At 41.2% G+C, this 26,179-nt stretch carries 27 protein-coding genes and 1 tRNA gene; 17 read left to right on the forward strand and 11 right to left on the reverse strand.

Features of this window, described 5'->3' with window-relative positions; all coding sequences use genetic code 11:
- Nucleotides 1-7 precede the first annotated feature (7 nt).
- The 3 genes from rpsP to U5K35_RS00630 all read right to left on the reverse strand — a co-directional run bounded on the left by rpsP (nt 8) and on the right by U5K35_RS00630 (nt 3,455).
- Nucleotides 8-1,057 carry a 30S ribosomal protein S16 gene (gene rpsP / locus U5K35_RS19465; protein WP_416221568.1) on the reverse strand — a complete coding sequence of 350 codons (1,050 nt, stop codon included), beginning with the start codon at nt 1,055-1,057 and terminating at the stop codon, nt 8-10.
- Between the two features lie 47 nt (nt 1,058-1,104).
- Nucleotides 1,105-2,448, reverse strand: a complete 1,344-nt coding sequence (gene ffh, locus U5K35_RS00625; protein WP_322569534.1) for a signal recognition particle protein — start codon at nt 2,446-2,448, stop codon at nt 1,105-1,107.
- Between the two features lie 203 nt (nt 2,449-2,651).
- Nucleotides 2,652-3,455: a hypothetical protein gene (locus U5K35_RS00630; RefSeq protein WP_322569535.1), complete on the reverse strand. Its 804-nt coding sequence runs from the start codon at nt 3,453-3,455 to the stop codon at nt 2,652-2,654.
- A 117-nt stretch (nt 3,456-3,572) separates the two neighbouring features.
- Between U5K35_RS00630 and U5K35_RS00635 the strand changes: the two genes are divergently transcribed.
- The 7 genes from U5K35_RS00635 (at nt 3,573) to U5K35_RS00665 (ending at nt 10,121) form a co-directional block, all read left to right on the forward strand.
- Entirely contained in the window at nt 3,573-4,445 is an 873-nt protein-coding gene (locus U5K35_RS00635; RefSeq protein WP_322569536.1) for a hypothetical protein, read from the forward strand.
- 583 nt (nt 4,446-5,028) lie between these two features.
- The gene (locus U5K35_RS00640) at nt 5,029-5,865 is read left to right on the forward strand and encodes an enoyl-ACP reductase (RefSeq protein WP_322569537.1); all 837 of its coding nucleotides are present in this window, start codon (nt 5,029-5,031) and stop codon (nt 5,863-5,865) included.
- A 74-nt stretch (nt 5,866-5,939) separates the two neighbouring features.
- Nucleotides 5,940-6,518, forward strand: a complete 579-nt coding sequence (gene ruvC / locus U5K35_RS00645) for a crossover junction endodeoxyribonuclease RuvC (protein WP_322569538.1) — start codon at nt 5,940-5,942, stop codon at nt 6,516-6,518.
- A gap of 36 nt (nt 6,519-6,554) precedes the next feature.
- The gene (gene ruvA / locus U5K35_RS00650) at nt 6,555-7,148 is read left to right on the forward strand and encodes a Holliday junction branch migration protein RuvA (protein ID WP_322569539.1); all 594 of its coding nucleotides are present in this window, start codon (nt 6,555-6,557) and stop codon (nt 7,146-7,148) included.
- An 84-nt stretch (nt 7,149-7,232) separates the two neighbouring features.
- Nucleotides 7,233-7,910 carry a response regulator transcription factor gene (locus U5K35_RS00655; protein ID WP_322569540.1) on the forward strand — a complete coding sequence of 226 codons (678 nt, stop codon included), beginning with the start codon at nt 7,233-7,235 and terminating at the stop codon, nt 7,908-7,910.
- A gap of 12 nt (nt 7,911-7,922) precedes the next feature.
- Complete coding sequence (locus U5K35_RS00660) at nt 7,923-8,984, forward strand: sensor histidine kinase (protein ID WP_322569541.1); 1,062 nt, start codon at nt 7,923-7,925, stop codon at nt 8,982-8,984.
- Between the two features lie 60 nt (nt 8,985-9,044).
- On the forward strand, nt 9,045-10,121 hold the full coding sequence (locus U5K35_RS00665; protein WP_322569542.1) for a mannose-1-phosphate guanylyltransferase: 1,077 nt from the start codon (nt 9,045-9,047) through the stop codon (nt 10,119-10,121).
- On the opposite strand, the gene U5K35_RS00670 is transcribed toward U5K35_RS00665, so the two are convergent.
- Genes U5K35_RS00670 through U5K35_RS00680 form a run of 3 tightly spaced genes read right to left on the reverse strand, consistent with a single transcriptional unit; the run spans nt 10,122 to nt 11,904 of the window.
- Nucleotides 10,122-10,880, reverse strand: coding sequence for an MBL fold metallo-hydrolase (locus U5K35_RS00670; protein ID WP_322569543.1), 759 nt, complete (start codon nt 10,878-10,880; stop codon nt 10,122-10,124).
- Complete coding sequence (locus tag U5K35_RS00675) at nt 10,877-11,179, reverse strand: hypothetical protein (protein WP_322569544.1); 303 nt, start codon at nt 11,177-11,179, stop codon at nt 10,877-10,879. Before U5K35_RS00675 ends, U5K35_RS00670 begins: the two co-directional genes overlap by 4 nt.
- Nucleotides 11,179-11,904 (reverse strand): hypothetical protein, encoded by a 726-nt coding sequence (locus tag U5K35_RS00680; protein ID WP_322569545.1) that lies wholly within the window; start codon nt 11,902-11,904, stop codon nt 11,179-11,181. Before U5K35_RS00680 ends, U5K35_RS00675 begins: the two co-directional genes overlap by 1 nt.
- 70 nt (nt 11,905-11,974) lie before the next feature.
- Between U5K35_RS00680 and U5K35_RS00685 the strand changes: the two genes are divergently transcribed.
- The 7 genes from U5K35_RS00685 to U5K35_RS00715 all read left to right on the forward strand — a co-directional run bounded on the left by U5K35_RS00685 (nt 11,975) and on the right by U5K35_RS00715 (nt 15,434).
- Complete coding sequence (locus tag U5K35_RS00685; RefSeq protein WP_322569546.1) at nt 11,975-12,511, forward strand: glutathione peroxidase; 537 nt, start codon at nt 11,975-11,977, stop codon at nt 12,509-12,511.
- A 352-nt stretch (nt 12,512-12,863) separates the two neighbouring features.
- A tRNA-Asp gene (locus U5K35_RS00690) sits at nt 12,864-12,937 on the forward strand.
- Nucleotides 12,938-13,000: 63 nt separating this feature from the next.
- Nucleotides 13,001-13,276: a GIY-YIG nuclease family protein gene (locus U5K35_RS00695; protein WP_322569547.1), complete on the forward strand. Its 276-nt coding sequence runs from the start codon at nt 13,001-13,003 to the stop codon at nt 13,274-13,276.
- Nucleotides 13,277-13,399: 123 nt separating this feature from the next.
- Nucleotides 13,400-13,675, forward strand: coding sequence for a GIY-YIG nuclease family protein (locus U5K35_RS00700; protein WP_322569548.1), 276 nt, complete (start codon nt 13,400-13,402; stop codon nt 13,673-13,675).
- 407 nt (nt 13,676-14,082) lie between these two features.
- Nucleotides 14,083-14,436, forward strand: coding sequence for a hypothetical protein (locus tag U5K35_RS00705; RefSeq protein ID WP_322569549.1), 354 nt, complete (start codon nt 14,083-14,085; stop codon nt 14,434-14,436).
- A 10-nt stretch (nt 14,437-14,446) separates the two neighbouring features.
- Nucleotides 14,447-14,746 carry a hypothetical protein gene (locus tag U5K35_RS00710; protein ID WP_322569550.1) on the forward strand — a complete coding sequence of 100 codons (300 nt, stop codon included), beginning with the start codon at nt 14,447-14,449 and terminating at the stop codon, nt 14,744-14,746.
- The gene (locus U5K35_RS00715) at nt 14,712-15,434 is read left to right on the forward strand and encodes a Panacea domain-containing protein (protein ID WP_322569551.1); all 723 of its coding nucleotides are present in this window, start codon (nt 14,712-14,714) and stop codon (nt 15,432-15,434) included. Before U5K35_RS00710 ends, U5K35_RS00715 begins: the two co-directional genes overlap by 35 nt.
- Nucleotides 15,435-15,689: 255 nt before the next feature.
- Here U5K35_RS00715 and U5K35_RS00720 read toward each other — a convergent pair whose 3' ends face one another.
- The 4 genes from U5K35_RS00720 to U5K35_RS00735 form a co-directional block, all read right to left on the reverse strand.
- On the reverse strand, nt 15,690-16,139 hold the full coding sequence (locus tag U5K35_RS00720; RefSeq protein WP_322569552.1) for a PepSY-like domain-containing protein: 450 nt from the start codon (nt 16,137-16,139) through the stop codon (nt 15,690-15,692).
- Nucleotides 16,140-16,442: 303 nt separating this feature from the next.
- Complete coding sequence (locus tag U5K35_RS00725) at nt 16,443-17,717, reverse strand: HAMP domain-containing sensor histidine kinase (protein WP_322569553.1); 1,275 nt, start codon at nt 17,715-17,717, stop codon at nt 16,443-16,445.
- Complete coding sequence (locus U5K35_RS00730; RefSeq protein WP_322569554.1) at nt 17,714-18,391, reverse strand: response regulator transcription factor; 678 nt, start codon at nt 18,389-18,391, stop codon at nt 17,714-17,716. The genes U5K35_RS00725 and U5K35_RS00730 overlap by 4 nt, the downstream gene beginning before the upstream one ends.
- A 130-nt stretch (nt 18,392-18,521) precedes the next feature.
- Nucleotides 18,522-19,844: a R2-like ligand-binding oxidase gene (locus U5K35_RS00735; RefSeq protein WP_322569555.1), complete on the reverse strand. Its 1,323-nt coding sequence runs from the start codon at nt 19,842-19,844 to the stop codon at nt 18,522-18,524.
- A 158-nt stretch (nt 19,845-20,002) separates the two neighbouring features.
- Here U5K35_RS00735 and mnmG point away from each other — a divergent pair, with 158 nt between their 5' ends.
- The 3 genes from mnmG to U5K35_RS00750 all read left to right on the forward strand — a co-directional run bounded on the left by mnmG (nt 20,003) and on the right by U5K35_RS00750 (nt 23,602).
- Nucleotides 20,003-21,892 carry a tRNA uridine-5-carboxymethylaminomethyl(34) synthesis enzyme MnmG gene (gene mnmG / locus U5K35_RS00740; RefSeq protein WP_322569556.1) on the forward strand — a complete coding sequence of 630 codons (1,890 nt, stop codon included), beginning with the start codon at nt 20,003-20,005 and terminating at the stop codon, nt 21,890-21,892.
- A 14-nt stretch (nt 21,893-21,906) separates the two neighbouring features.
- A complete protein-coding gene (locus U5K35_RS00745) occupies nt 21,907-22,539 on the forward strand; it encodes a 16S rRNA (guanine(527)-N(7))-methyltransferase RsmG (protein WP_322569557.1) in 633 nt (210 codons plus the stop codon).
- 103 nt (nt 22,540-22,642) lie between these two features.
- Nucleotides 22,643-23,602 (forward strand): YafY family protein, encoded by a 960-nt coding sequence (locus tag U5K35_RS00750; protein ID WP_322569558.1) that lies wholly within the window; start codon nt 22,643-22,645, stop codon nt 23,600-23,602.
- A 96-nt stretch (nt 23,603-23,698) separates the two neighbouring features.
- Here U5K35_RS00750 and gyrA read toward each other — a convergent pair whose 3' ends face one another.
- Nucleotides 23,699-26,173 (reverse strand): DNA gyrase subunit A, encoded by a 2,475-nt coding sequence (gene gyrA, locus U5K35_RS00755; protein ID WP_322569559.1) that lies wholly within the window; start codon nt 26,171-26,173, stop codon nt 23,699-23,701.
- Between the last annotated feature and the right edge of the window lie 6 nt (nt 26,174-26,179).

Here is a 26,179-nt window from a genome sequence, read left to right on the forward strand (position 1 = left end):
TAGCTAATTACTCTTCCTGCTTGCTTTCCCATGCACGCTGTACTGTAACACGGTCTTCATCTTCAGGAACAAATCCTTTCAGATCTTCAAGCGGGGTATTTTTAATATGGTCAATTGCTTCGGTAGCATTCATATCAGTTGAAACCTGTGAAGGGGCTTCTTCTTTTTCTTCAGCTTTTTCCTCCTCTTTCGGAGCAGCTTCTTTTTTCTCCTCAGCTTTAGCCGGCTCTTCCTTGGATTCTTCCTTAGCGGCTTCCTCTTTTGCTTCGGCTTTTTCCTCTTCTTCAGAGTCATCAGCTTTTGCTTCTTCTTTAGCGGGAGCTTCTTCGGTTTTCTCTGCCTTAGCTTCTTTCTTCTCTTCAGCAGGAGCTTCTTCGGTTTCCTCTGCCTTAGCTTCTTTCTTCTCTTCAGCAGGAGCCTCTTCAGGTTCCTCAGCTTTAACTTCTTCTTTTTCGTCAGCTTCAGCTTTTGCAGTGTCTTCAGCGGCAGCTTCCTGCTCTTCTTCCTTCACTTCATCAGCAGTTTCTTCTGCAGCTTCGGCTTTTTCTTCTTCAGCGGCTTCTTTCGCTTCAGCCTCAGCTTCTGCTTTAGCAGCCTCTTCCTTAGCTTTCTTTCTTTCAAGCTCTTTAGCTGCAGCAGCAGCTTTCTCTTCAAGCTGTTTTTTGTACTCTTTCTCTTCAGCTTTCAGAATTTCCTTCTGCTTAGCTCTTCGGCTAACATCGTCATCTTTACTTTTCTCTTCGCGAGCTTGTTTCCACTCTTCAAGAGCAGCTTCAATCTCTTCGTCACTTTTACCCCATCGCATCAGGTGCATTTTGTAGAGGATTCCCTCTTTTTTGAAAATGCTGCGAACGGTATCGCTGGGCTGAGCACCGATCTTTAACCAGTGCATTACTCGTTCTTCGTCATACGTGAGTTGTTTACTTTCACTCACGTTATCAAAACGGCCAAGTTGTTCAATAATTCGGCCATCACGAGGAGAACGGCTGTCAGCTACCACGATGTGGTAAAAAGGTCGTTTCTTTCTTCCTTTTCGTTGTAAGCGTATTTTAATCAATGATGTACTCCTTTAAGGTTTTGTTTAGTATATATTCTTATTGATGTTTACTGGCGTCCAAAAGGGAGGTTTTTCAACCCTTCCATTGCACGGCCTACTTTATTCATTTTGCTCATCGTCTTCATCATCTTCTTCATCTGCTCAAACTGCTTCATCAACTCATTGATTTCACGAACAGATGTGCCGGATCCTTTTGCAATTCTACGACGACGGGCTCCATTTAACAGTGAAGGATCATGACGTTCTTCCGGTGTCATGGAATTGATAATGGCTTCGATAGGTTTAAACGAATCTTCGTCCAAATCCTGATCCTTCATGGCTTTGTCGGCACCGGGAATCATTCCAACCAGATCGGTCAGATTTCCCATCTTTTTGATCTTCTGGATCTGATCATAAAAGTCGACCAGGTCGAACTTATCCGACTTGATCTTTTTCTGCAGTTTCTGGGCCTGCTCTTCGTCATACTCCTTCTGAGCTTTTTCAACCAGTGAAACTACATCACCCATACCCAAAATTCGCTGTGCCAGACGATCGGGATAGAACGGGGAGAGAGCATCCAGTTTTTCGCCGGTGCTCATAAATTTGATAGGTTTTTCAACAACAGATCGGATTGAAAGGGCTGCACCCCCGCGGGTATCGCCATCCATCTTTGTTAATACTACACCATCAAAATTGATTGTTTCGTTAAACGCTTTTGCAGTATTGACCGCATCCTGTCCGGTCATAGCGTCAACGACAAATAAAATTTCATCAGGATTGACTGCCTTCTTGATTTCGGCAACTTCGTCCATCATCTTTTCATCCACATGCAGGCGGCCGGCCGTATCAATAATTACGGTATCGAGCGCCAGGCTCTTTGCCATCGATACGGCTTCTTTGGCTACACGAACCGGATCTTTCTGATTGATGGAATAAACCGGCACATCAATTTCTGAGGCCAGCGTTTTAAGTTGATCAATCGCTGCGGGACGATAAACGTCGGCGGCAGCCAAAATTGGATTTCGGTTATTATCTTGTTTGAGATAACGGGCAAGTTTTGCAACAAAAGTGGTTTTACCGGATCCCTGCAGACCTGCGATCAAAATTACGGTGGGGGGAGTGTTTGCAACAGCCAGGTCAGATCGCTCTTCGCCGAGCATTTTCACCATCTCATCGTAAACAATCTTGGTGAACTGCTGGCCGGGATTCACGGCGGTAAGAACATCGGATCCCATAACCCGTTCTTTTACATCGTCTGTAAATTTACGGGCAACTTCCAGGTTTACATCTGCATCAAGCAGGGCACGGCGAATCTCACGTACGGTCTCAGCGATATTTACATCGGTGATTTTCGACTGCCCCTTCAAGGACTGTACGGCTGATTCTATTTTAGAAGACAAATCTTCAAACATTACACAGTCACGTTTAATTAGAATATCAATAAAAGCATCGCATGATGCAGAGTCTCAAATGATACGGACATTCCCCTGAATTATCAACACAGAATGTGTGAATAATTCTGTTTCTGCATAAAAAGTGTAGAAAGAATCAGATTTAAAAAATATAAATGTGTTTAATAGCCGTTTAAAACGGCTTAAAAGAGGTGTCTTGTCTGTTATTCCTCTTTTATACTTTCCACATTTACCAAGCCATTTCGGGTCATGGTGTCTAGCAGTAACGAAGTTGTCCACGATGTTTCCACATCTTCCGGTTGTAATTCAACATTGTTCAGGCTGCGTGGCTTTAATGTAATTTTGATGTTCAATTTTGTATTGCTCGTTCCGGCATTATCTACACAGAAATAGGAGCGGTTCATGGAAGTGGCGTCTCTGCATACTTCAAAAATATCATCAAATGTAAGATCGGTGACGATTTCATTTTCCGTACTGTTTAGTGAGTGAAGTTCAGAAAATTGATAGAGCTCATCTTGTGAATCATAGATATTTACAGTCATCTCGTAATCACCGGTTTGTTCTCCGGCTGCATGAATATATATAGAGAATGAGTCTGTGGTAAGATTCCGGATTTCAACTTTTTCAATTTCCATGAGTTCAGATAGAATCCTTTGCTGCGCTTGAAGTTCTTTTCTTGTTTGATCTGCCCTGAACTCTCCGATCCAGACAAACGTGATCGTTATTATTAGTGTAAAGAGAAGGACGATAAGTGAATTTTTGGAAAGCTTCTGCAGTGCCGGTTTGGTACGCGCCTTATATCCAATGGCGATGAAAAAAGCACCGGCGGCGCTCAGTAACACTCCAAATAAGACAATCGGTATATACCAGAAAATAAGAGAGGAGTCAGCCTGACCAACAGATTGGACTACGGTATAGATGTAGGATCCAATCAGAGAAAGTCCGCCTATTATAAGTAAAACACCTGCAAAAACAGACAAAACTGGTATGATACGATTTTGCGTCATTTTAATAATTTAATCATAGGGAAATACTTAAACACAAATGTATGTTTAAAATACGTTAGGATTAATAGCAGTAAATAGTGTATGATTCGATAAATCTAAATAACAGGGGTTTCAGTTATGAAAACAGTTGTACAATTAATTATTTGTTTCAGTTTATTGCTGGTTATTTGGTGCGCACCGGCACAAGGTCAGGCAGAAGAGAGGGAATGGTATAGAGTTGAAACGGTTGAAGGCAATGTTTTCTTTGGCTATCTGATCTCCGAGGATGAACAATCTGTAGTACTCAATGTTGAGTCGGTAGGTGAAATAACTATTCTGAGAGAGAATATTCGAAGTATGACTCAAATAGATCCTGATCGAATTAAAGATGGATCTCACTGGTACGACAACCCTCAGGCTACACGATACTTTTTTGCACCCAATGCACTCGGCCTTAAAAAGGGGGAGGGTTACTATCAGAACACGTGGATCTTCTTTAACAATGTGAATTATGGAATTACGGACAACTTTTCCCTGGGCGGAGGGATTGTTCCCCTGTTTCTATTTGGTGCCAATACAACCCCGATCTGGATTTTGCCCAAAGTATCTATTCCGATTTCAAGTGATCGGTTTCACCTCGGAGCCGGAGCCATGTTTGGCGGATTGGTAGGAGAGGAGTCTGAAACGCTGGGCCTCTTTTACGGTGTGGGTACAGTTGGAAGCAGGGATAATAATATGACGGTTGGAATTGGTTACGGATATGCCGGTGACGAAATATCCCGAACTCCTTTAATTAACATTAGCGGTATGGTACGCGTAAGCCGCAGGCTCTTTTTGCTGACAGAGAACTATTTTATCCCTGAGGCGGATGCAGGCGGAATTCTTTCTGCAGGTGCACGCTGGACAACTGAGCAGTTTGCGGTCGACTTTGGACTCTTCCGACCCACCGATGGTGGAGGAGACGTTATAGGTATTCCATGGGTTGGCGTTACGATACCTTTTGGCAGGTAACAGTTTAAAACAATCCCATTTTGCTTTTTCTCACAGGAGCATGTGCTTCAATAAATCCACCCACTCAGCAACTTACCAAAACTGAAACGGTTATTCGTCAGGCCAGACAGAAATTGGAATAAGCCCGAGCTGTATAATGAAGAAGATTATGATGAAGCGGCTCCTCTTGCTGAACAGGCTAAAGTAGATGCAGAACTGGCGCAGATTAAAGTGCACTCTGGAAATAAACCTCTTTTTCCAAATGCGTTTGAATAATGCCACGAAAACACGGAAATGCATGGAATTTTCTGCGTTTCGCTTCGCGTCAAAAGATGAGCCGTGGCAAATATGGAATTTGGATTGTTCTATGGAGTTGTCGATTCAACTACACCTTAGAAGAATCCCGCAAGATTGTAAAAAGTATATGCCGGAATCAAAAAATTGTAAACAAGGCGGGCCGTTACACTTTACCTTTAAAAAATGAATAAACCTGCTATAGAGTGAGGTTTTGAGGTTGCCTCTCTTTTTATATTTCGATGTGAGGGACGAAGTAGTTATTTTCATCAAAATAACAGCAATCAACCTATAAATTAGTAGAACAGATATGTCTCAGGAAAAAGGATATGGATTATTAAAAGGTAAAAAGGGGATTATTTTTGGGGCTTTGGACGAGCGAAGCATTGCCTGGAGAATTGCCTTGGCCTGTAAACGTGAAGGAGCTGATTTTATATTGAGTAACGCTCCTGTTGCTCTCCGTCTGGGTACATTGGATGCATTGGGCGAAGAGACCAACTCGAAAATTATACCGTGCGATGTTAGCAGTGAAGAGGAAGTTGAAAAGCTGATGAAAGAGACAAAAGAAGAGCTGGGCGGGGTAGATTTTATTCTGCACGCGATCGGTATGTCTCCAAATGTTCGAAAGAAGAAAGAATACAACGATTTGAACTATGAGTGGCTGAACCAGACCTTGGATATCTCTGCAATATCACTGCATAAAGTTCTCAATTATGCAGAAAAAACAGATGTAATTAATGATGGAGCCAGTGTGATTGCTCTATCCTATATCGGAGCTCATAGAATTTTCTCTAAATATTCTGATATGAATGATGCTAAAGCACTGCTTGAGAGCATTGCCAGAAATTACGGAAGTCGCCTGGCCAATCGCGGAATTCGTGTAAATACGGTTTCACAGGCGCCAACAAAAACTTCGGCCGGAACCGGAATTAAAGGTTTTGACGGTATGTATACTTTTGCGGATAAAATTGCGCCTCTTGGTAATCCTACGGCAGACGAGTGTGCAGATTATTGCGTAACGCTTTTCTCTGACCTAACCCGAAAAGTGACCATGCAAAATCTCTATCATGACGGCGGTTTTGTGACCAACGGTATTTCGGAAGAGATGATCGACGGACTTATGAAACTCTACGCAGACGAAGAGTAAGTTATTACCTAAGCCCTCCCTATTTTCACACAGAAAGTTGGGAGGGTTTTAATTTTTGATTTAATTGATTTCTCATGTCCATAAAAATCCTCGGTATCGACCCGGGTTCACGAACTACGGGATTTGCCATTCTTGAAGAGGAGGATGGAAAATACCGGGCAGAGGTGTGCGATGTGATCCGAATGGCTAAAATGGACGATCACAACGATCGCCTGCAGTTTATTTTTGATGAGATCACAAAACTGATCAAGGAGCACAAACCTACCCAGTGCGCCATAGAAACCCCGGTTTACGGAGTGGACCCTTTGGCGATGCTCAAACTGGGACGCGCCCAGGCCGCTGCAATTCTGGCCATCACCAATCAAAAAATTCCCGTATCGGAATACTACCCCAAAGCGGTAAAAAAAGCGATCACCGGTAATGGAAATGCAAGTAAAGAGCAGGTTGCATTTATGCTGGAGCGGGTTATGACCTTGCCCGATAAAAAGCTGAAGGATGATGCCACGGATGCCCTGGCTGTTGCCTGGTGCCATCACACAAAAACGGGACATCTTCCTGCCAATCAGTTGAAGAAGAAAATGCATCAAAACAACAGCAAGAACAGCTGGGCAGCTTTTGTAGATGCCAATCCCGATCGTGTTAAAAAGCACTGATCTCTACCAACTAAACATCAAAATATTTAAAACGCTATGATCGCCTTTCTGAACGGAATTTTACACAGTAAATCGGAAGAAGAGTGCATTGTAGATGTTCAGGGAGTGGGCTATCGGGTAGAAATATCGAATCAAACCCTGCAAACTTTGCCTGAGACCGGAAAAGAGATACGGATTATGATTTATCATCACATTACCGATAACGATCAGAGGCTGTTCGGTTTTGCAACATCCAAGGAAAAAAATCTTTTTGAACGATTGATTACCGTAAAAGGAATAGGTCCAAAGCTGGGACTTACCATTTTGTCGGGAATGCCGGCTGCCAATTTGATGGAAGCTATTGTAACGCAAAATACGGTGGCGCTCTCAAAAATTTCCGGAATAGGCAAGAAAACAGCCGAGCGTATGTGCCTTGAGCTGAAAGATAAACTGTTTGATGAAACCCAACCTTCTGTTGCCACGGGTTCAACAGAACAGCGAAGCAAACATGAAGAGGCCGTCTCTGCCCTTGAAGCGCTTGGTTTCAAAAAGAGGGATGCCGAACAATCGGTTCAAAAAATTGCGGCTACCAATCCGAAATTTTCAGTTTCCGATATTGTGAAGAGTGCGCTAAGCTCTATGAATAGATAATATTAACTTAACACTGAATGGTTACTTTGAACTAAGCTTCACACCGTTATGTGAAGGCTGAATCGAAACTAAAGCCAAGTTGATTTGTCAAAACAAACAATTCTCGTTGTTGATGATGAACAGGACCTACTCGACCTGATAGAGTACAATCTTAAAAAAGAGGGATACAATGTACTGAAAGCCGAAAATGGCGTTCAGGGATTGGAAATGGCAAAAGAGTACAAGCCTAATCTTATACTGCTCGATATTATGATGCCTAAGCTGGACGGCATCCAGGTTTGTGAGAAAATGAGGGCGAATCCCGACCTGAAACCCATACCTGTTATTTTTCTGACCGCCAGAAGTGATGAAAAAACAGAAGTGGAAGGACTGGATATTGGTGCCGACGATTTTATAACCAAGCCGATAAGCACAACGAAACTACTCTCCAGAATTAAAGCGGTGCTTCGAAGGTATGATGAGACCGAAGAAGAAGTGAACCGATTGGTTGTGCACGATCTTGAAATTGATAAGGACCGATATATCGTTACAAGGGGTGAGGAAGAGTTTCAGCTTCCCCGGAAAGAGTTTGAACTGCTCTACTACCTGGCCAGCCGGAAAGGAAAGGTTCGCGACAGGCAAACCCTCTTAAATAAGGTTTGGGGAGATAATATTTACGTTGTGGATCGAACTGTGGATGTGCATGTGCGAAAAATTCGGGAAAAGCTGGGCGATCACTATATTGAAACCGTGAAAGGTGTCGGTTACCGATTTAAAGAATAAATAGCTGCATTCTTGAGAAAAAACTTATTTTCTGCCATATCCCTGCGAACAGCGAGTATTTCTTCGCTGGTCACTGCCCCCACTATCTCACTTCTGATGTGGTATATAACCGGGCTGGGATCATTTGAAGCACTCCTTCTTTTTATACTTCTCTTCGCGATAGTATTTGCAATTACCTACTTTGTTTCAGCATACCTGCACAATTCCAGGCTGAATAAAATGACTCGTATCATAAAGAACGTCTCAAATAAACAGTTTGAGAATTATGATGATATAGATGTTGAGAATAATGACGAACTGGACGAGCTGATTAAACAAACAATTCGCGCCAGCAAAATGGTAGAGAAGGAGCTGATTCGGCTCAACAAAATTGAGAACTACCGGAAGGAGTTTATCGGAGATATTTCGCACGAACTGAAAACACCCATTTTTGCGATCCAGGGTTTTATTGAAACGCTTCTGAATGGTGCAATTCACGATGGTGAAGTGAATGAGGTTTTTCTGCATAAGGCCATGAAAAATGTAAATCGCCTAACTTATCTGACTAAGGACTTGATGGAAATCTCCAGACTGGAAACAGGCGAGCTGAAATCAAATATGCAGGAGATGTTTTTGAGGGATGTTGTCCTCGATGTTGTAGAAAATCTTCAGTACAAGACGGAAGACGAGAATATTGAGCTGATTGTTCATGATTTCGATAAAAATATTCAAATAAGGGCAGACCGGAACCAGATCAAACAGGTGCTTATCAATCTTATTGAGAATGCGATCAAGTACAATAAGGAGAATGGCAAGGTAGAAATTGGAATGAAAGATCTTGGCGAAAGCAAGGTTGAAATGTTCGTGAAAGATACCGGTATAGGCATTGATCCGAATGATATTGAAAGAGTAACAGAGCGTTTTTTCAGGGTTGATAAATCCCGGTCAAGGGAGAGGGGCGGAACCGGACTCGGCCTGTCCATCGTAAAGCATATCATCGAGGCACACGGGGAAAAGCTTACCATAGAAAGCAAACCTGACGAAGGCTCTGTTTTCCGTTTTACACTAACCAAGGTTTCTCACGTTTCAGTTTGATCCCCTTTTTTCTACCTTTCTGATGAAATTTTAATCCATTTAAAATCAAGATCATCAGAAATGACCTATGCAGTGATAATGGCCGGAGGATCCGGCACAAGATTTTGGCCTAAAAGTACCAAAGCTCTACCCAAACAGTTTTTGAATCTTTTTGGCGAGAAAACAATGATTCAGGAAACGGTAAAGCGATTGAAAGGCCATATTGAGCCGGAAAATGTGCTGGTTGTTACCAATGATAACTACGTTTCCATTGTTGAAGCTCAGCTCCCCGAAGTTCGCAAGGATCATATTATAGGAGAGCCGGTTGCTAAAAATACGGCCCCTTGTGTTGCCGCAGCAGCTGCAATCATGAATAAGCTGGACCCGGACTCCGTTATGGTTGTTCTGCCGGCCGATCATCAAATTACAAACAGAGAAGCTTTTCTGGATATTTTAAATTCTGCGGTTGAAACTGCAAAAAGCGAAAATTCGCTGGTAACCATTGGCATTGAACCAAACCGACCGGAAACCGGGTACGGGTATATCTGTTACGATGAGAACAGTGAGTTGAAAAAAGACGGCAATCCGGTTTATTCCGTGAAAAACTTCACAGAGAAGCCAAATCGCGAAAAGGCGGAGGAGTTCCTGGATTCGGGTAACTATCTGTGGAACAGCGGGATGTTTGTTTGGAAAACGGAGACCGTACTCAAGGCATTTAAAAAGTTTTTGCCGGATGTTTTTAAGCTGACGGAAAAACTGCAGGCATCCGATTTAACGCAGGAAGATATCAATCAGTTTTACCAGGCATGCCCTTCCATCTCTATTGATTACGGTATTATGGAGAAAGCCGAAACGGTTCATGTGGTTCCGGGAGAATTTGGCTGGAATGATGTTGGAAGCTGGACGGCCGTTCATGAGCTATCCGAAAAAGATGAATATGGAAACGCGATTGGAAATGCAAAAATCTCAATCGTCGACTCTACGCAGAATTTAATTCATACCGAAAGCGGCAAACTGGTTTCACTGGTTGGAGTAGACAACGTAGCCGTGGTTGAAACCGACAAAGCAATCCTGGTTGTAAACCTGAAAAAGGCACAGGGTGTGAAAGAAGTGGTGGAAGAGCTTAAGTCTAATCCGGAATTGAAGGATTTCCTTTGATCAGAGTATAATCTCCATTTGATCAAAAGCCAGCTGTACGTGACTGGGGAGTTTTTTGTTAGACTCCTCATGATCTACGTAGCCGTTCATATGAATGAGATACGTTTGAGGAATCTCCAGTTCATCGGCAATTTGTACAGCTTCAGGAATGGTTAAATGCGTCGGGTGTTCAGGGTTCCAACGCAACCCGCTTAAGACCAATACTTTGCTTCCTTTCACCAACTCCTTTGTTGATTCGGGAATAGCCTTGACGTCCGTCATGTAGGAGAAGTCGTTTACACGATATCCCTGCACCTGGATTTTTCCATGATTATAGGGAAGAGGAGTAATATTCAGATCCTGAAATTTGGTTTCACTGTCAATTAATGAGAGATCAATGGAAGTGGAGCCGGGATATTTATTTTTACCGAACATATAGTCAAACCTCGACTGAATAGACTGAAGTGCTTGTTTAGACGTATAGAGCGGAATAGATCCCTGCTGAGCATAATTGAAAGCACGCAGGTCGTCCAGGCCGGCAACGTGATCCATGTGTTCGTGTGTAATCAGAACCAGGTCGATTCTCTTTACGCCGGAACGTATGGTTTGAATTCTAAACTCCGGGCCTGTGTCTATAACTACTGAGGATTGATTGGTTTGAATCCATACTGAACAGCGTGTTCGCTGGTTTCGAGGATCGCCCTTAATATGTTCTGATCCAAATCCACCGGCAACAGGCACGCCCATTGATGTTCCGGTTCCTAAAAAAGTACACTTCATGATTCCTGAATTTCTTCTGTTACATCATCGTCATTAAATCGATCAAGCCGCGTCCAGATCTTTTCGAGCTCTTTTCTAACGGCAGGCTTGATGTAGGTGTCGTCCGGACTCATATTTTTTAGCACCTTCGCTAATATTGCAGCCTGAGATTCAGGAGGCTTATTTTTGTTGATGACAATTAATTTATCACCCTCTATTATGCATTGATCCCCGCGGAACGATCCTCTCTCTTTGCGAATGGAGTATCCGCCTTTTTCACAGAGAGTTTCCAGTTCCATTAAAAGAGTTTCAGTTTTCATTAAAAAGTAACCCCGATTGAAATTGAGTGGGATGTATAATCGTAATCATTTCGGTTGCCGTCAACGTCGTATCTTCTAAAATCAAAGTGATATCCAAGAGCCAAACCTCTGTCCCCAAATACATTCCTAATCAACAGTTGTGAGGATCCGTCAAATCGGAACAGACTGCCGCCAAATAGGTTTCCCTGCGAAAAACTGAATCCATAGTTGGGTGTGGCTTTTAAGGAAAAATCAAATCTCTCACTGAGTCTTGCCACCGTTCGGACTCCGGAACCGACAATAAATGAGCTCAGTTGGAACTCAGATTCGGTGTTATTGCGCTGAACTCTTTTTAAATCTGTAGTGATTTGAATAGGAATTTGAAACATGAAGTTTCTCTCATCACTCATGTAGACATTGATATTGTTATGAAGCCGTCCTAAAATATTTAAATAGCTATTGTTATTCATTCCGGTAATAGAGCCGCCCAGTCCCATTCCAATATCCAACCCCGGGGTTTCGAGCCGAAGCCTTAATATGTTGTCGTCAAAGCTGTAGTCTTCAATATCAACCAGATTACTATTTTTGTTTTCAAATTCACCCATTTCCCAGCCAATGCTTAAAGTTGTAGCTGTTCCAAGCTGTTGTTGACGAACAGGTGAGGAGTCATCAACAGAAAACATCTGGCTATAACCGCTTAGGGGAATAAAAAAAAGAAACAGAGCTAATGAGATAAAGTTCTTCATGATATTTTAAATTACAAGGAATGATTCTTGAATAGCGAATGGTTCAACTATAAACAAAATGTAGTCATCTATGAAAACAATATCTTTAATAATTGGTTCACTATTATTTATGAGTATTTCAGCCGATACGTCAATTTATGACTTTGAGTTAAATTCCCTTTCCGGTGAAGAGATATCTTTGTCAGAGTTTGAAGGCAATGTTCTTTTAATCGTAAATACAGCGTCTGAATGTGGTTACACTCCGCAGTATAAAGAGCTGCAAGAGCTCTATGAAACCTACAACGATAAAGGATTCTATGTATTAGGTTTTCCTGCAAACAATTTTGGCGGACAGGAGCCGGGTTCGGATGAAGAGATTGCTCAGTTCTGTGAACTAAATTACGGTGTTACATTTCCGATGTTCTCAAAAATATCGGTTAAAGGAGATGATCAGCATCCACTTTACAATTATCTGACACAAGTGGATAACCCGGATTTTACAGGAGAAATAGGGTGGAATTTCGAAAAATTCCTGGTTGATCGGAACGGAAATATTGTCAGAAGGTTTAAAAGTAATGTAACTCCAATGGGTGATAAACTTACTCAGTCGCTCGAAGAACTTTTATAAGAACTTACATACATCCCATCACCATCCCGATAAAGGGCTACAGTTGAAACCTGTAGCCCTTTTATTTTTCCGAAAAAAGTTACATTCCTCCTTGACTTCGTATCGTAAGGCTCCCTATATTTAAATCTGTTCAAAAATGGAACATAGTCCGGTTGTTTCCCGATAATTTTGGGATTAGAATGCATGTCCCGATCCGTTGGGAAGTTCGCGAATTCGAATCACCGGAATTTGTAACATTTAAAATTATTGAAATAATGGTCCGGTAGTTCAGCTGGTTAGAACGCCAGTCCCGATGCCTCGGGAAGGTCGCGAGTTCGAGTTGTTGAATTGATAAAAAAAAGTTTGAAATAATGGTCCGGTAGTTCAGCTGGTTAGAACGCCTGCCTGTCACGCAGGAGGTCGCGAGTTCGAATCTCGTCCGGATCGCAAAAAGCTGCTCAATTTATTTTGGGTGGCTTTTTTTGTTAGTGGAAAATGGAGAAGAGAGACGTGCATTATCTATACATTTTATATAGTAAGAAGCTGGATCAATATTACTCAGGTCACAGTAAGAATGTAGATAATCGACTACAAAAACATAATGGTGGGATGTCGCGGGCAACGCACCGGGGTGTTCCATGGGAGCTGAAGCGAGTTGTAGAATTTCCAACGAAACGTCAGGCGATACAGGCAGAAAACTGGATCAAGAAAATGAAAAGCCGGATAGTAATTGAAAAGATCATCTCAGGAGATATTGATTTAGAAGAGATTATAAATGGTGGTTAAGATATAAACGCCTGTCCCGATGCCTCGGGAAGGTCGCGAGTTCGAATCTCGTCCGGATCGCAAAAAGCTGCTCAATTTATTTTGAGTGGCTTTTTTTGTTAGTGGAAAATGGAGAAGAGAGACGTGCATTATCTATACATTTTATATAGTAAGAAGCTGGATCAATATTACTCAGGGCACAGTAAGAATGTAGATAATCGACTTCAGAAACATAATGCTGGAACGTCGCGAGCAACGCACCGGGGTGTTCCATGGGAGCTGAAGCGAGTTGTAGAATTTCCAACGAAGCGTCAGGCGATACAGGCAGAAAACTGGATCAAGAAAATGAAAAGCCGGATAGTAATTGAAAAGATAATCTCAGGAGTTATTGATTTAGAAGAGATTATAAATAGTGGTTAAGATAAAAACGCCTGTCCCGATGCCTCGGAAAAGTCGAGGGCTCGAGCCCCTTCCGGATCGCTTGAATGAAACTATTATTGCCATGTAGAGAATATTCAACGAATTGAAGTTTTTATAAATAAACACAATAGCAACCTGAAAGCTGAAAGTTCACTCAAATACGGAAGAGAAAGTATTTGGTTAGGTTGGGGTGGAATAATATTGGGACTTATCAGTATAGCTATAGGAGTTTATTTTCAGTTTTTTACTGATAGTTGTTTGCTTCTTCCAGTGTACCTTCAAATGAAAGTGGAGTCAGGTGAGTTGTTGATTGGTGTAGGGGTATTCTATCATAAGAAGCGTTAAAAACAATCTGTATAGTTGTTAATTAAAGATAATTGTTTATATATTCAATCATAGAGTTGTAAATGAGTACAACAAAGGATGAGGTAAGGTCGTTTTTAAAACGATTGGAGGTTAAGATTGAACTTTACGATATCATTTATGAAGACAATCGGCCTAAAAATGCACAAACATTAGCTACACTTGAACTGAGGCCTTATGAAAGGGATGAGATTGTTAAAAATCTATCCGTTAATGATTACTCAGAAGGACCAAAGCCGGAGGACTATTTTGGAGGCGATTCTGAAATGTATGTCTTTGGCAAAATCGTAAAAAGCCGAGAGATCTATATCAAGATAACACTGGGGAGAAAGAACAGTTCAGTAATATGCATTTCATTTCACATTGCTGAACACCCAATGGATTATCCATTTAAGTAGGAGAATCAACATGAAAAGTCCATATACAGGAGGCGAAGTCGTTCGCCAGACAAATAAAGAAGAGCTGGAGTTTCGCGGGGAAACTTTCACCATATCATACAACAATTATAAATGTATAGATACGGGTAAAGAGTTCACAAACCGTGAAATTGATGAACTGAATATGCTCTTATTGCATAGCGCATATAGAAGAAAGCATAACATACCCTTCCCGGAAGAGATCAAAGGGATGCGGGTTAGATATGAGTTGTCACAAACAAAGATGTCAGAAATACTTGGGATTAGGACCCAACACATATCGCAACTATGAAAATGGGGATGTGCCTCAACTGGCCAACGCCAAGCTGATCTCCCTTGCTGCCAACCCGGATCATTTTGTTGAATTAGTTAATGATTGTGACAGCTTAAAGGAAGCAAAGAAAGATAAGATTATAAAGAAAGTTCAGTCTGTTTACTCCAATGAGCAAAAGTTATTTAGTTGGTTGTTCAAATATCAGGAGCCGAATGAATTTACCGGGTATAAATCTCCGTCTATAGAGAAGCTGAGCGCAATGGTTGCTTATATGGCATTTAGCACCAATGTGTTTAAAGTGAAGATGAATAAGCTCCTCTTCTATGCTGATTTCCACCATTTCAGAAAGTTTGGACAGTCTATAAGCGGGGCTGCATATCAGGCAATTCCAATGGGGCCTGTGCCGCACCGGTATGGATCACTGTTTGAGTATGGCGCGGAAAATAATGCCTTTTCAATCGAACTGGTCAAATTTCCTGAAAGAGAAGGAGAGAGGTTTGTGTCATCACCGGACAGTGAAGTGTTTAATTCATTGAGTGATAGTGAATTGAATACCGTGAAGTGGGTAAAAGACTCCCTGGCATCGAAGAAAACCGAAGAGCTGATAGAAATATCCCACGAAGAGGAGGCCTGGCTTTCGAATAAGGATGAACAGAGCTTGATTGATTATAATTTTGCGTTCAGTTTGAAGCATCCCGGGGTTTAGGTACTGGGGTAGAATTGAAGTGCCCACTTTTGTTGAGCAAAGATAAGTGATAATTATATCACGTTCTGTATGCTTCCCAAATGTTGACTATTTGAAAGTAGAGAAAAAGATTATAGAATTTTTCAGAATTGTGCGAAAACAAAATTGTGAAGAATAGTTAAAGATCATAGTGATTACATTTTGGGCAGTTGCAATAGATCACACCCGAGCAAGAGACTATTTATGCCCGGGTGTGTCCATGAGATTTTTTTACGTTTAGTCGTCGTAGGCCTCGCTGATGATCTCTCCTTTGTCATCAATAAGCAGATCCAGATCGTTTAGTCTTCGAGAGTCGAGTGTGACTAAGTATTTCGTTACATCACCTTCTTTGATTCGTTCTGCATCATCAATGTTGTAATCTTTATACTCTGATCGAATTCGATCTGTTACAATATCAGGCAGTTCGCGGTTGCGAATTTCTTCCTTATGATAGAGCAGTGATCCCGCTTCATCATACCTGGCTTCGTGGTCGCGGCCCCACCCGGTTTCAAAATCCACCTCGAAATAACCCGTTTTTTTCTCCCATTCTACATCCCTGCCGTTAGAGAAATCATTGGAAAATGAGTTTATCACTGCATCGGGCACTTGAGAAGCCGGAATATCTTGTCCGTTTACCGTTCCGAAAATTGAAAATGTCCAGGCGAAAATTATGAGTAAGTATTTCATTGTTCTATGCTTTATAATTTATTAGCGGCTGTGTATCCATGACTTTCAATTCCTTGAAGAAATCAGAATTTGACCGCTTGTTTCAGTGTCTGCTTTTAACATAAGACCCAAATTTTGAAACATTTTGGAATTAAATACCTGGCAGAAAAAATTTTTTTCAAAAAGATAGGGGGATTACGTTTCTCTACTCAGTAGAGGTTCATGAGGGCAAGCAAATGAGGGGAAATTATTCAATAAGACAGCCCAAGTCGTTGGTTTCAGGAAAGATTTTATAAAGTTTAGTTTACTTATGATGAATAAAGATTACTCTATTTTTACATCAAAACAGTGTATCCCCTCGTTGAACGAATAACGAATTTTATATTCATAAAGGTTACAAATAGCTTTTACAATAGCCAAGCCAAGGCCGTTTCCGCGCTTTGCCCCCGGGCTTTTCGAAAACCGTTTAAATAAATTTTCACTGTCAAGTTGATCTTCTTTGGATGTATTACAGATCTTTATGGATTTTTCCTCCACTGAAATATTAACGCTGCCGTCTGGCTTATTGTGATTAATGGCATTCACCAAGAGGTTTTGGAATAGAACCTCAGTGAGGTATGGGTTTGCTTCTACAAAAAGCGAAGAATCATCTTCTTCGATTTGAATGGTGACATGTTTGTATGATGAAAGGTCCTCAAGATTTTCCATTAGGCGGTGAATCATGGTATTGAGTGAAATCCGTTCGTTTTCTACAAACTGGTTATTATCGATACGGCTGAGCAAGAGAAGTGATTTGTTAAGCTGGTTAAGCCGCGATGTAATCTCCAGTATTTCACCAACTGTTGTGGCATCCTGCTCATTGAGTTCAGCTTTTTCGAGAAGCAGTTCAAGTTTACCATTAATGACAGCAATTGGAGTTTGAAGTTCATGAGCTGCATTTTCAGTAAAATGTTTTTGGTTGATGTACGATTGACGTGTCCTTGCAATCAGTTCATCTGCTACGCGTTTGAGCTCCTTAAATTCAGTGGTGGTAGAATTGATATCTGTAAGTTCGGCGCTCTGTTCAACCCGAAAATTTTTTAGATCTTTTAAAATATTGTAGAAAGGTGACCATAGTTTTTTTAGAGCCCAATTGTTGATGAGTACGATGGTGAGAATAAGTGCTATGTAGAGCCAGATGATAAACCAGAACATACTCTCAACTAAATCATCTTCTTCCACCGTAGAGGAGACCACTTGGTATTTGTAAAATTGGCCGTTCACCTGATAAGCCTCTGTCAACATTCTAACCTGTTCAAGATCGTTGCTAAACGGGAGGGGCATAAGTGTATTCCGAAATACCTCTTCCTGATACACCAGTGCCTCCTCGTATGTAATTGGAGAGATCGAAAACATACCGTCTTCAAAACTTGTGCTTTCTAATAGTGAGAGATCTTCTTTCACACGAGCGTCCAGCAGCTCAAGTTGGTCTTCAAGATTATCATCAACAATGTCGTACACTTCATCACGAAAGCCGAAATAAAAGATGACCGACCAAATTCCCACTACCACCAAAATGGATACGGCCAGGTATTGCAGAGATCGATTTAGCAGTCTCATGATTTTTCCATTTTATAGCCAACGCCATAAACGGCTTTAATTTCAACAGATGCTCCGGCATCCTCAAGCTTTTTTCTGAGATTGGTAATTTGATAGTATATAAAATCGAAATTATCGGCTCTATCAATATGATCTCCCCACACATGTTCGGCTAGTCCGGTTCGGGTGATCAGTCGGTTTTTGTTGATGAGAAAATATTTCAGTACATCAAACTCTTTCCGGTTTAACGATACGGGGACATCTTTGATAGTCACCTCTCTGTTATCGGGATCAAGGCTGACGTTTCCGTAATCTATAGTGGATTTTCCATCCAGCGTATTGCGTCTTAAAACAGCTTTTACGCGTGCAGTTAGTTCTGCGAGGTGAAACGGTTTTGTGAGATAATCATCTGCGCCAAGTTCGAGCCCTTTGATTTTGTCATCAAGTGAATCCTTTGCTGAAATGATGATGACATTTTCAGTTTTTTTCTTTTCTTTCAGCTTTTCAAGAATTTGAAGCCCGCTTCCGTTAGGGAGCATGATATCAAGAAGGATGCAATCGTAATCATATACGAACACTTTCTCTACGGCTGTAAAATAATCAGATGCCGTTTCCACTACATAATGATTCTTTTTCAGAGAGTCCTTGATACTCTTCAACAACCCGGGTTCATCTTCAATTACTAAAATTTTCATGCAGTCAATATATCAGAACAATTTTGAAACTTTCTGGAATTTAGAATGATGAATAATTTTAAGTGGCATATTTACGAAAAATCTAAAAAAGGAAATTTGTTTAGTGTTTTATTGATAAGCTTAGAAGTTACTAAACGGATATTCCCAATTTATCTATCCTCAATTGAAACTGTTTGATCGCGTAATTTAAAAACCACTCTTTCTCCAGGTTGAAAGGGATTACGTCGTAGGGCTCAAATATTTCATGGATGATATTGGTTGTGTCATTCAAAAGAGTTGTTAAAAGATCTTCCGCAGTCTCTTTGTACTCAGGATTTTCATCGAGTATTCTGTTAATCAAATACAGCCCAAAAGCGATGTGTCTTGATTCATCCTGTTTTAGTTTATTCAATCCTTCTCTTAATCCCGGCAATAGATCTTTATCCTCGAGCATATTGTAAAATGCAGCATAGCCCGTTTCAGCCAGTGTTCCTTCTACAATCATATTATATGTGATGGATGCCTTTAACTGGCTTAAAGGGGATGGATCACGATCTAAATTTGAAAGCGCATCGGGAAGTTTTTCGTAAAAGATAGTTTTGTAAAAGGGGCCGTGGAATTTTTTAGCATCAGGTAGTTTTTTAAATACTTCCTGCTGGTATAAAGAGAAAAACTCCACGTGTTTCGCTTCCTCCCATAAAAACGATGTAAGGAAAATTTCCTCTTCGAGCCTTCCCTCATTACTGATCACCTTCATGAGCGGAAGAAGATCTGAAGTAACGGCCTCTTCTCCGGTAATAAACAGTGATGTTAAGTGCAGGATAATCTCTTTTTCATCCTGGGTTAGTTTGGTCCACTGTTCAGCATCTGTTGATAGATTAATATCGGATGGATTCCATATTCCGAATTGCTTCGCCTTTTGAAAGAGCTTCATCGGAAAGCTGTTGTGATTAATTCCTCCCTGTGTAGTTTTGAAAGACTTATGTGATTTTTTTTCTCTTGTCTGCGAGGTTTCATCTTTGTCACTGACCTGCATCCGGGATGAGGAAGGCGCGGCTTTTATCAATTCGATAGCAGCTTTTCTCTGGATGGATAGCATCACAAGGCTTCCTTTCTCTAACTTAATTTTACCAAGCATAATCAGCTTGGTGGGGTCTCTGTCTTTTTCGATTAAGCGAATCCATGTTTCTTCTTTGGCTTTAAGGATTACATCGCTTTTAACTTCGTCTTCCTTTTTTGAATATCGGATCTCCTCACATTTCCCATACTTCAAGTCCAGAAAAATTCCCGTAATATTCTCTTCTTTTAAAAAGCTGCCGGTAGGAGAGGTTATCTTTAGAATGATAGGGGCATTCCACGATTTTCCCTGGTTAGCGTAATTTTTACTGCTGTTGATGTTCTCTTTCCACTGTATCAACCAATCCTCTGAAAAGTATCCCGTCTCTTTCTCTTTGCTCTTTTTACCGAACCACATATTGCAATATTTTTGTGAAATCTTTACTTGTTTGAATGCGTTGGTGTCTTACTAATCTACAGAATTGTGCAGTATTTATAATCTCCATAATAAACGGTATTTTGTAAGACTATACCAAACACTGTAAAATAGTATAAATAGATAAAAAACAATTAGATATGAAAAGTTTATATCCCACATATGATGTTATTGTTGTGGGAGCAGGCCATGCCGGAAGTGAAGCGGCTGCCGCATCAGCTAAAATGGGCGCCAAAACCCTTCTCATCACTATGAACCTGGATGCCATCGCGAAGATGTCGTGTAATCCGGCGATGGGCGGAGTGGCTAAAGGACAACTTGTAAGAGAGATAGACGCTCTTGGCGGGCTGAGCGGTATTGTCAGTGATCAAAGTGGTGTTCAGTTCAGAATGCTGAACCGAAGCAAGGGACCTGCTATGTGGAGTCCCCGCTGCCAAAGTGATCGCTCACTTTATTCCAAGTTAATGAGAGAGAATCTGGAAAAAATTGACAACCTCTATTTCCGACAGGATAACGTTGTAGACATTTTAACGGATAGTAGCGGAAAGCAGATAAAAGGTGTTGTAACTCAAACAGGCCAAACCTTTGAAACCAAATCTGTTATTCTCACGAGCGGCACATTTTTAAACGGTGTTATTCATATTGGTGAAAGTCAGTACGGTGGCGGAAGATCCGGTGAGCGTGCATCTGTTGGAATTTCGTCTGCACTTGAAAAGCTTGGATTTGAAGTTGGGCGATTAAAAACGGGAACTCCTCCCAGAATTGATGGAAGGTCGATTGATTACTCAAAGCTTGAAGTTCAGTACGGTGATGAAGATCCGAGTCCTTTTTCTTTTATGACGAATGAATTGCCCGGTGTAGATGAGCAGTTAACATGCTGGATCGGGTATACGAATGATGATGTTCATGAGATGTTAAAAACCGGGTTCGACAGAAGCCCAATGTTTAATGGCAGAATCAAATCAGTTGGCCCTCGATATTGCCCGAGCATAGAGGACAAGATCAATCGGTTTGCGGATAAAGATCGCCATCAGTTATTTCTCGAGCCGGAAGGGTGGAACACCTACGAAATGTATCTGAATGGTTTTTCCACATCACTTCCCGAGGATGTGCAATATCATGCACTGCGTACTATTCCGGGTTTTGAAGAGGCCGTTATGCTTCGGCCCGGTTATGCAATTGAGTATGATTACTTTCAACCTCACCAGGTTAAGCGATCTTTGGAGACCAAGATTGTAAACGGATTATTCTTTGCCGGACAGATCAATGGAACCACCGGATATGAAGAAGCTGCTTGCCAGGGACTCATTGCCGGAATAAACTCGGCTCTTTTTGTACAGGAGAAAGAACCTTTTGTAATCAAAAGATCAGAAGGTTATATCGGTGTATTGATTGATGATCTTATCAATAAAGGGACCGAAGAGCCTTACCGGATGTTCACGTCCAGAGCTGAGCACAGAATTTTGTTGAGACAAGACAACGCTGATTTGCGGCTTACCGAATTAGGACGAAAAATCGGACTGGTTGATGACAAGCGTTTTGAGCGATTCTCGAAAAAGAAGAAAGAGATTGAACAGCTGTTTGATTTGATAGAAAACTACACGGTTCGTCCTGAAAAAATGGATCCCATGTTAAAAGAGAAGGGGACATCAACACTTTCTCAACCTGTGAAGGCCAGAACCCTGATTCCACGGCCACAATTAACTCTCGATGATCTGCTTGCTGCAGATGAAGAGTTGGGCAAAAAAGCATCTGAAATTACATCAAACAGAGATGTTTTAGAGCAGGTGGAAATACAGATCAAATATGAAGGCTATATCAAACGGGAGTTTGAAATGGTTGAAGAGATCAGCAATAAAGAGGATGCCTCTATTCCCGAGAAGATCGACTATCATAAAATCAAAAGCCTCTCTTCTGAAGGGCAAAGTAAGCTCAGTAAAGTTCAGCCTGAGACCATAGGTCAGGCCTCCAGAATAAGCGGTGTATCTGCAAGTGATATCGCTGTGCTTATGATTTATCTAAAAAATTAAAAGGATTGTTTCACGTGAAACATCAAATTGAAGAGATAAAAGTTGATAAAGAAGTACTTAGAAAAACAAGAGATTTGTATTCAAAACACAGCGATCAATTAGAGGAATATATTGATCAATTGCTTGAATGGAATGCAAAAATCAATCTTGTAAGCCGCAATGTTTCACGTGAAACAGTTCGTGAACATGTTGTTCATTCGCTTATTCCAATTGAATTGGGTCTCTTGTCTGATATTGACGAATGGGTGGATTCAGGGACCGGGGGAGGGTTGCCGGGAATACCTTTAGCTATAGTTCATCCGGATAAAACGTTCTATCTGAATGATAATGTCCGGAAAAAGATGAAGGCTGTATCCGATATCAAAGAGTCTTTGAGCTTAGGTAATATTGAGATTCTGGCAAAAAGTATATCGTTGGTGGGGCTTAAAACAGGAGCGGGAATTGTGACCAAACACGCCTTTAAGATTGAAGACCTGCTTCGTCTCACGAAGAAAAAGCCATGGAAAAAGACGGTTATGTGGAAGGGAGTTGAAGGAGCGTATAAAGAAATGGAGGGGGTGCATTCAAAAATTAAATGTACGATCTACTCTTTTCATTTTGATGATGAATTCTACGAAGGAAAAGGGTTGGTTGTACTTGAAAAATAGGCCGCAAACCTTTCATTTTTAGAAAAATGAGCACATCTTACAAGTGTCCGATTGGTAAAAGTACAGGCATGGATACAAATAAATTCAAAGATATAGGGTTAATATGTCCAGGTTAAAAAGTTCAGAACGACGGCTAAAATTGATTTTAATGCTTCAGGATTCTAAAAAGAAGCTGACCGTAAATGATTTGGCCGAAGAGTTTGGTGTGAGTCGAAGGACAATTTTCAGGGATTTCAACTTTCTGTCAGATATAAATGTGCCGGTTACCTGGGATGAGTACAGCGGATATGGCGTGATTGACGGATACAAAATTCCGCCTTTGATGTTTAATTCAAGAGAGCTGGCAACTATTATGGTTGGATTGAATTTCGTGAAGTCGCAAGTTGATAAAAATCTTGTAGATGATGCAAAGGGTGTAGAGCTGAAAATTAAAAACGTGTTGCCTGATGATCTGAAAGAGTTTATGGAATCACTGGATGACAGAACGGTGGTGGATCCGTTTTTGCATTTTGGAGCTGACAAAAAGGAGGGAGGAAACTGGTATTTGTTGAGTAGCGCTATTTCACAAAAAAAGAGAATTGAGTTTATTTACGAAAGTAAAGTGGATGGAGTAGTGAGCGGGCGGACCGTCGACCCATATCTTTTGGTGTTTTACAGAGACCATTGGAATTTGATTGGATTTTCTCACAAAAGAGATGCTGTCAGGAATTTTGTGTTGGACAGAATGGATAAGGTCAAAATTTTAGACGAAAATTTTGATGGAAATCCTGAAATTAACGTAGAGGGGCTAATTTTTAATTCTAACGAAACCGGACAAAAAATAAGGGTCTATATCGATAAATCGGCAGAGCGTGCGTTTAAAGCAAATCTACCGACTAAAATAATTAAGTTAGACAGGGATGGTAGTAAAAAAATTAAAGTAGAATTTAGGTTTGATAATTTGGACTATTTGAATGACTGGTTACTTCAGTTCGGAAATAATGTGAAAGTTATAAGTCCGGAGAGTCTTAAAAAGAAGAGAGAAAAAATATTGAATGAAATGTTAAGTGAAACGAGGAGCTAAATTTTTTTCGAGAATAAATGCTTGCATTAAAAAATCAGATTAAATAAAAAAGGCTCCGCAATGGGAGCCTTTTTTAATATGAATTTGAGTCAGATTTTATTCAACAGTGGGAGCGTCTTCTTCTGAAGTTTCCTCCTCGTTAACAACTCTTGTGACTGCTGCAATTTTTCCGTCTTCGTCGAGGCGCATGATTCGAACACCTTGTGTGTTTCGGCCCATGGTTCGGATCCCTTTACACTGCATTCGGATAATCTTACCCCGCTCGGTAATCACCATCAGATCGTCTTTGTCTGAGACTTCCTTAAGGGCGATCAGGTTTCCGGTTTTAGGCGTTACCTTCAATGTAATCACGCCTTTACCGCCACGACTTTGCTCCCTGTAATCATCAACGAGAGATCGCTTTCCGTAGCCGTTTTCAGATATTGCCAACACCGTTGCCTCATGTGTATTTTTGATAACAACCATGTCTACCAGTTCATCATCTTTATCAAGATTCATACCTCGAACACCTGAAGTATTTCGACCCATTTCCCTGGCTTCTTCTTCATGGAAACGTATGGCGCGTCCTTTTTTATTGGCCAGAATAATATTGCTTTCCCCGTTTGTTAATGCAGCTTCAAGCAGGCTGTCTCCTTCCTTAATGTTAATAGCAATAATTCCATCACGGCGCGGACGGCTGTAAGCTTCGAGTGATGTCTTTTTAACCTGTCCCTGTTTTGTGGACATGATGATGGAGTGTGATTTTATGTACTCCTCATCATCAAGTGTCTTAACGGGTACAAATGTTTTTATACAGTCGTCCTTCTCAATATCGATCAAGTTGACAATTGCCCGGCCTCTTGCCAGTCTGGATCCTTCGGGAATTTCATAAACCTTGAGCCAGTAACAGTTTCCTTTTTCAGTAAAGAAAAGAATGTAATTGTGATTTGTGGCCACAAACAGATGTTCTACATATTCATCGTCTTTGGTGGTGGTACCTTTCATTCCTTTGCCACCGCGCCGTTGTCTGCGATAACCGCTTACCGGCATTCGTTTAATGAAGCCTTTATTGGAGATGGTAACAACCACATCTTCATCGGCAATCATGTCCTCAATATTGAAATCATCAGCAGAGTAGACAATCTGTGTTCGTCTCTCATCACCGTAACGGTCTTTCAATTCAAGCAGCTCTTTTTTGATGATTGCATTTTGTTCATCGCGATTAGAAAGAATTTCTCTGTAATCAGAAATTTGAGATGCGATATCCTGATATTCTGTATCAATCTTATCGCGCTCAAGTCCGGTCAGTTTTTGAAGCCGCATATCCAGAATAGCTTTTGCCTGAATATCGGTAAGGGCAAATTTTCTGCGTAATTCTGTATTCGCTTCCTGTGGATTCTTTGATGCCCGAATAGTCTTAATCACTTCATCAAGATTATCGAGTGCAATCTTAAGACCTTCCAGAATGTGTGCGCGAGCTTCGGCCTGGTCTAAATCATAAATCGTACGACGTATAATAACCTCAACGCGATGCTCAATAAAACGAGTAATTAACTCTTTGAGCGACATCACTTTAGGTCGTCCCTTAACGAGCGCAAGGTTGATCACTCCAAACGTTTGCTGCATCTGCGTGTACTTGTAAAGCTGATTAAGTACAACTCCTGCATTAGCACTTCGTTTGAGAATAATTACAATTCTCATTCCCTCGCGGTCAGATTCATCACGAATCTCAGAGATTTCTGTAATCTTCTCATCACCAACGAGCTGGGCAACTTTTTGAATCAGAGTAGCTTTATTAACCTGATACGGAATTTCGGTTACTACAATCTGTTCCCTGGAATTTCTGAGCTCTTCTACATTAGCACGGGCGCGCATTGTAATTTTGCCGCGACCTGTAGTATAAGCTTCCTTCACACCCTCGTATCCATAAATAATACCGCCGGTAGGAAAGTCAGGAGCTGTGATATGCTGCATCAGCTCTTCTATTTCAATATCGGGGTTATCAATTACGGCAACGGTTCCATCAATAACTTCAGTTAAGTTATGAGGAGCCATGTTTGTAGCCATACCAACCGCGATACCGGATGCACCATTTAAAAGCAGGTTGGGTAACATGGCCGGCAGTACTGTAGGCTCATTGAGCGTATCATCAAAGTTTGTTTGATAATCCACCGTCTCTTTGTTGATGTCTGCCAGAAGTTCTTCAGCAATTCGCTGCATTCGAACCTCGGTATATCGCATCGCAGCGGCAGAATCACCATCAATTGAGCCAAAGTTACCCTGACCATTGACGAGCGGGTATCTGAGAGAAAACTCCTGAACCATCCTTACAATGGAATCATATACCGCAGAATCGCCGTGCGGGTGATACTTACCAAGAACCTCACCAACAATACGGGCACTCTTTTTAAAATTCCGATTATGAAGCATCCCAAGATCACTCATACCGTAAAGGATCCGACGGTGAACAGGTTTTAAACCGTCCCGCACGTCAGGTAATGCTCGAGAAACAATCACAGACATCGAATAATCGATGTAGGATGATTTCATTTCATCTTCAATTGAAATAGGTATAATTTTTTCTGTAGCCATGAATCA

The organism is Rhodohalobacter sp. (genome assembly GCF_034521535.1).
Taxonomy (GTDB): Bacteria; Bacteroidota; Rhodothermia; order Balneolales; family Balneolaceae; genus Rhodohalobacter.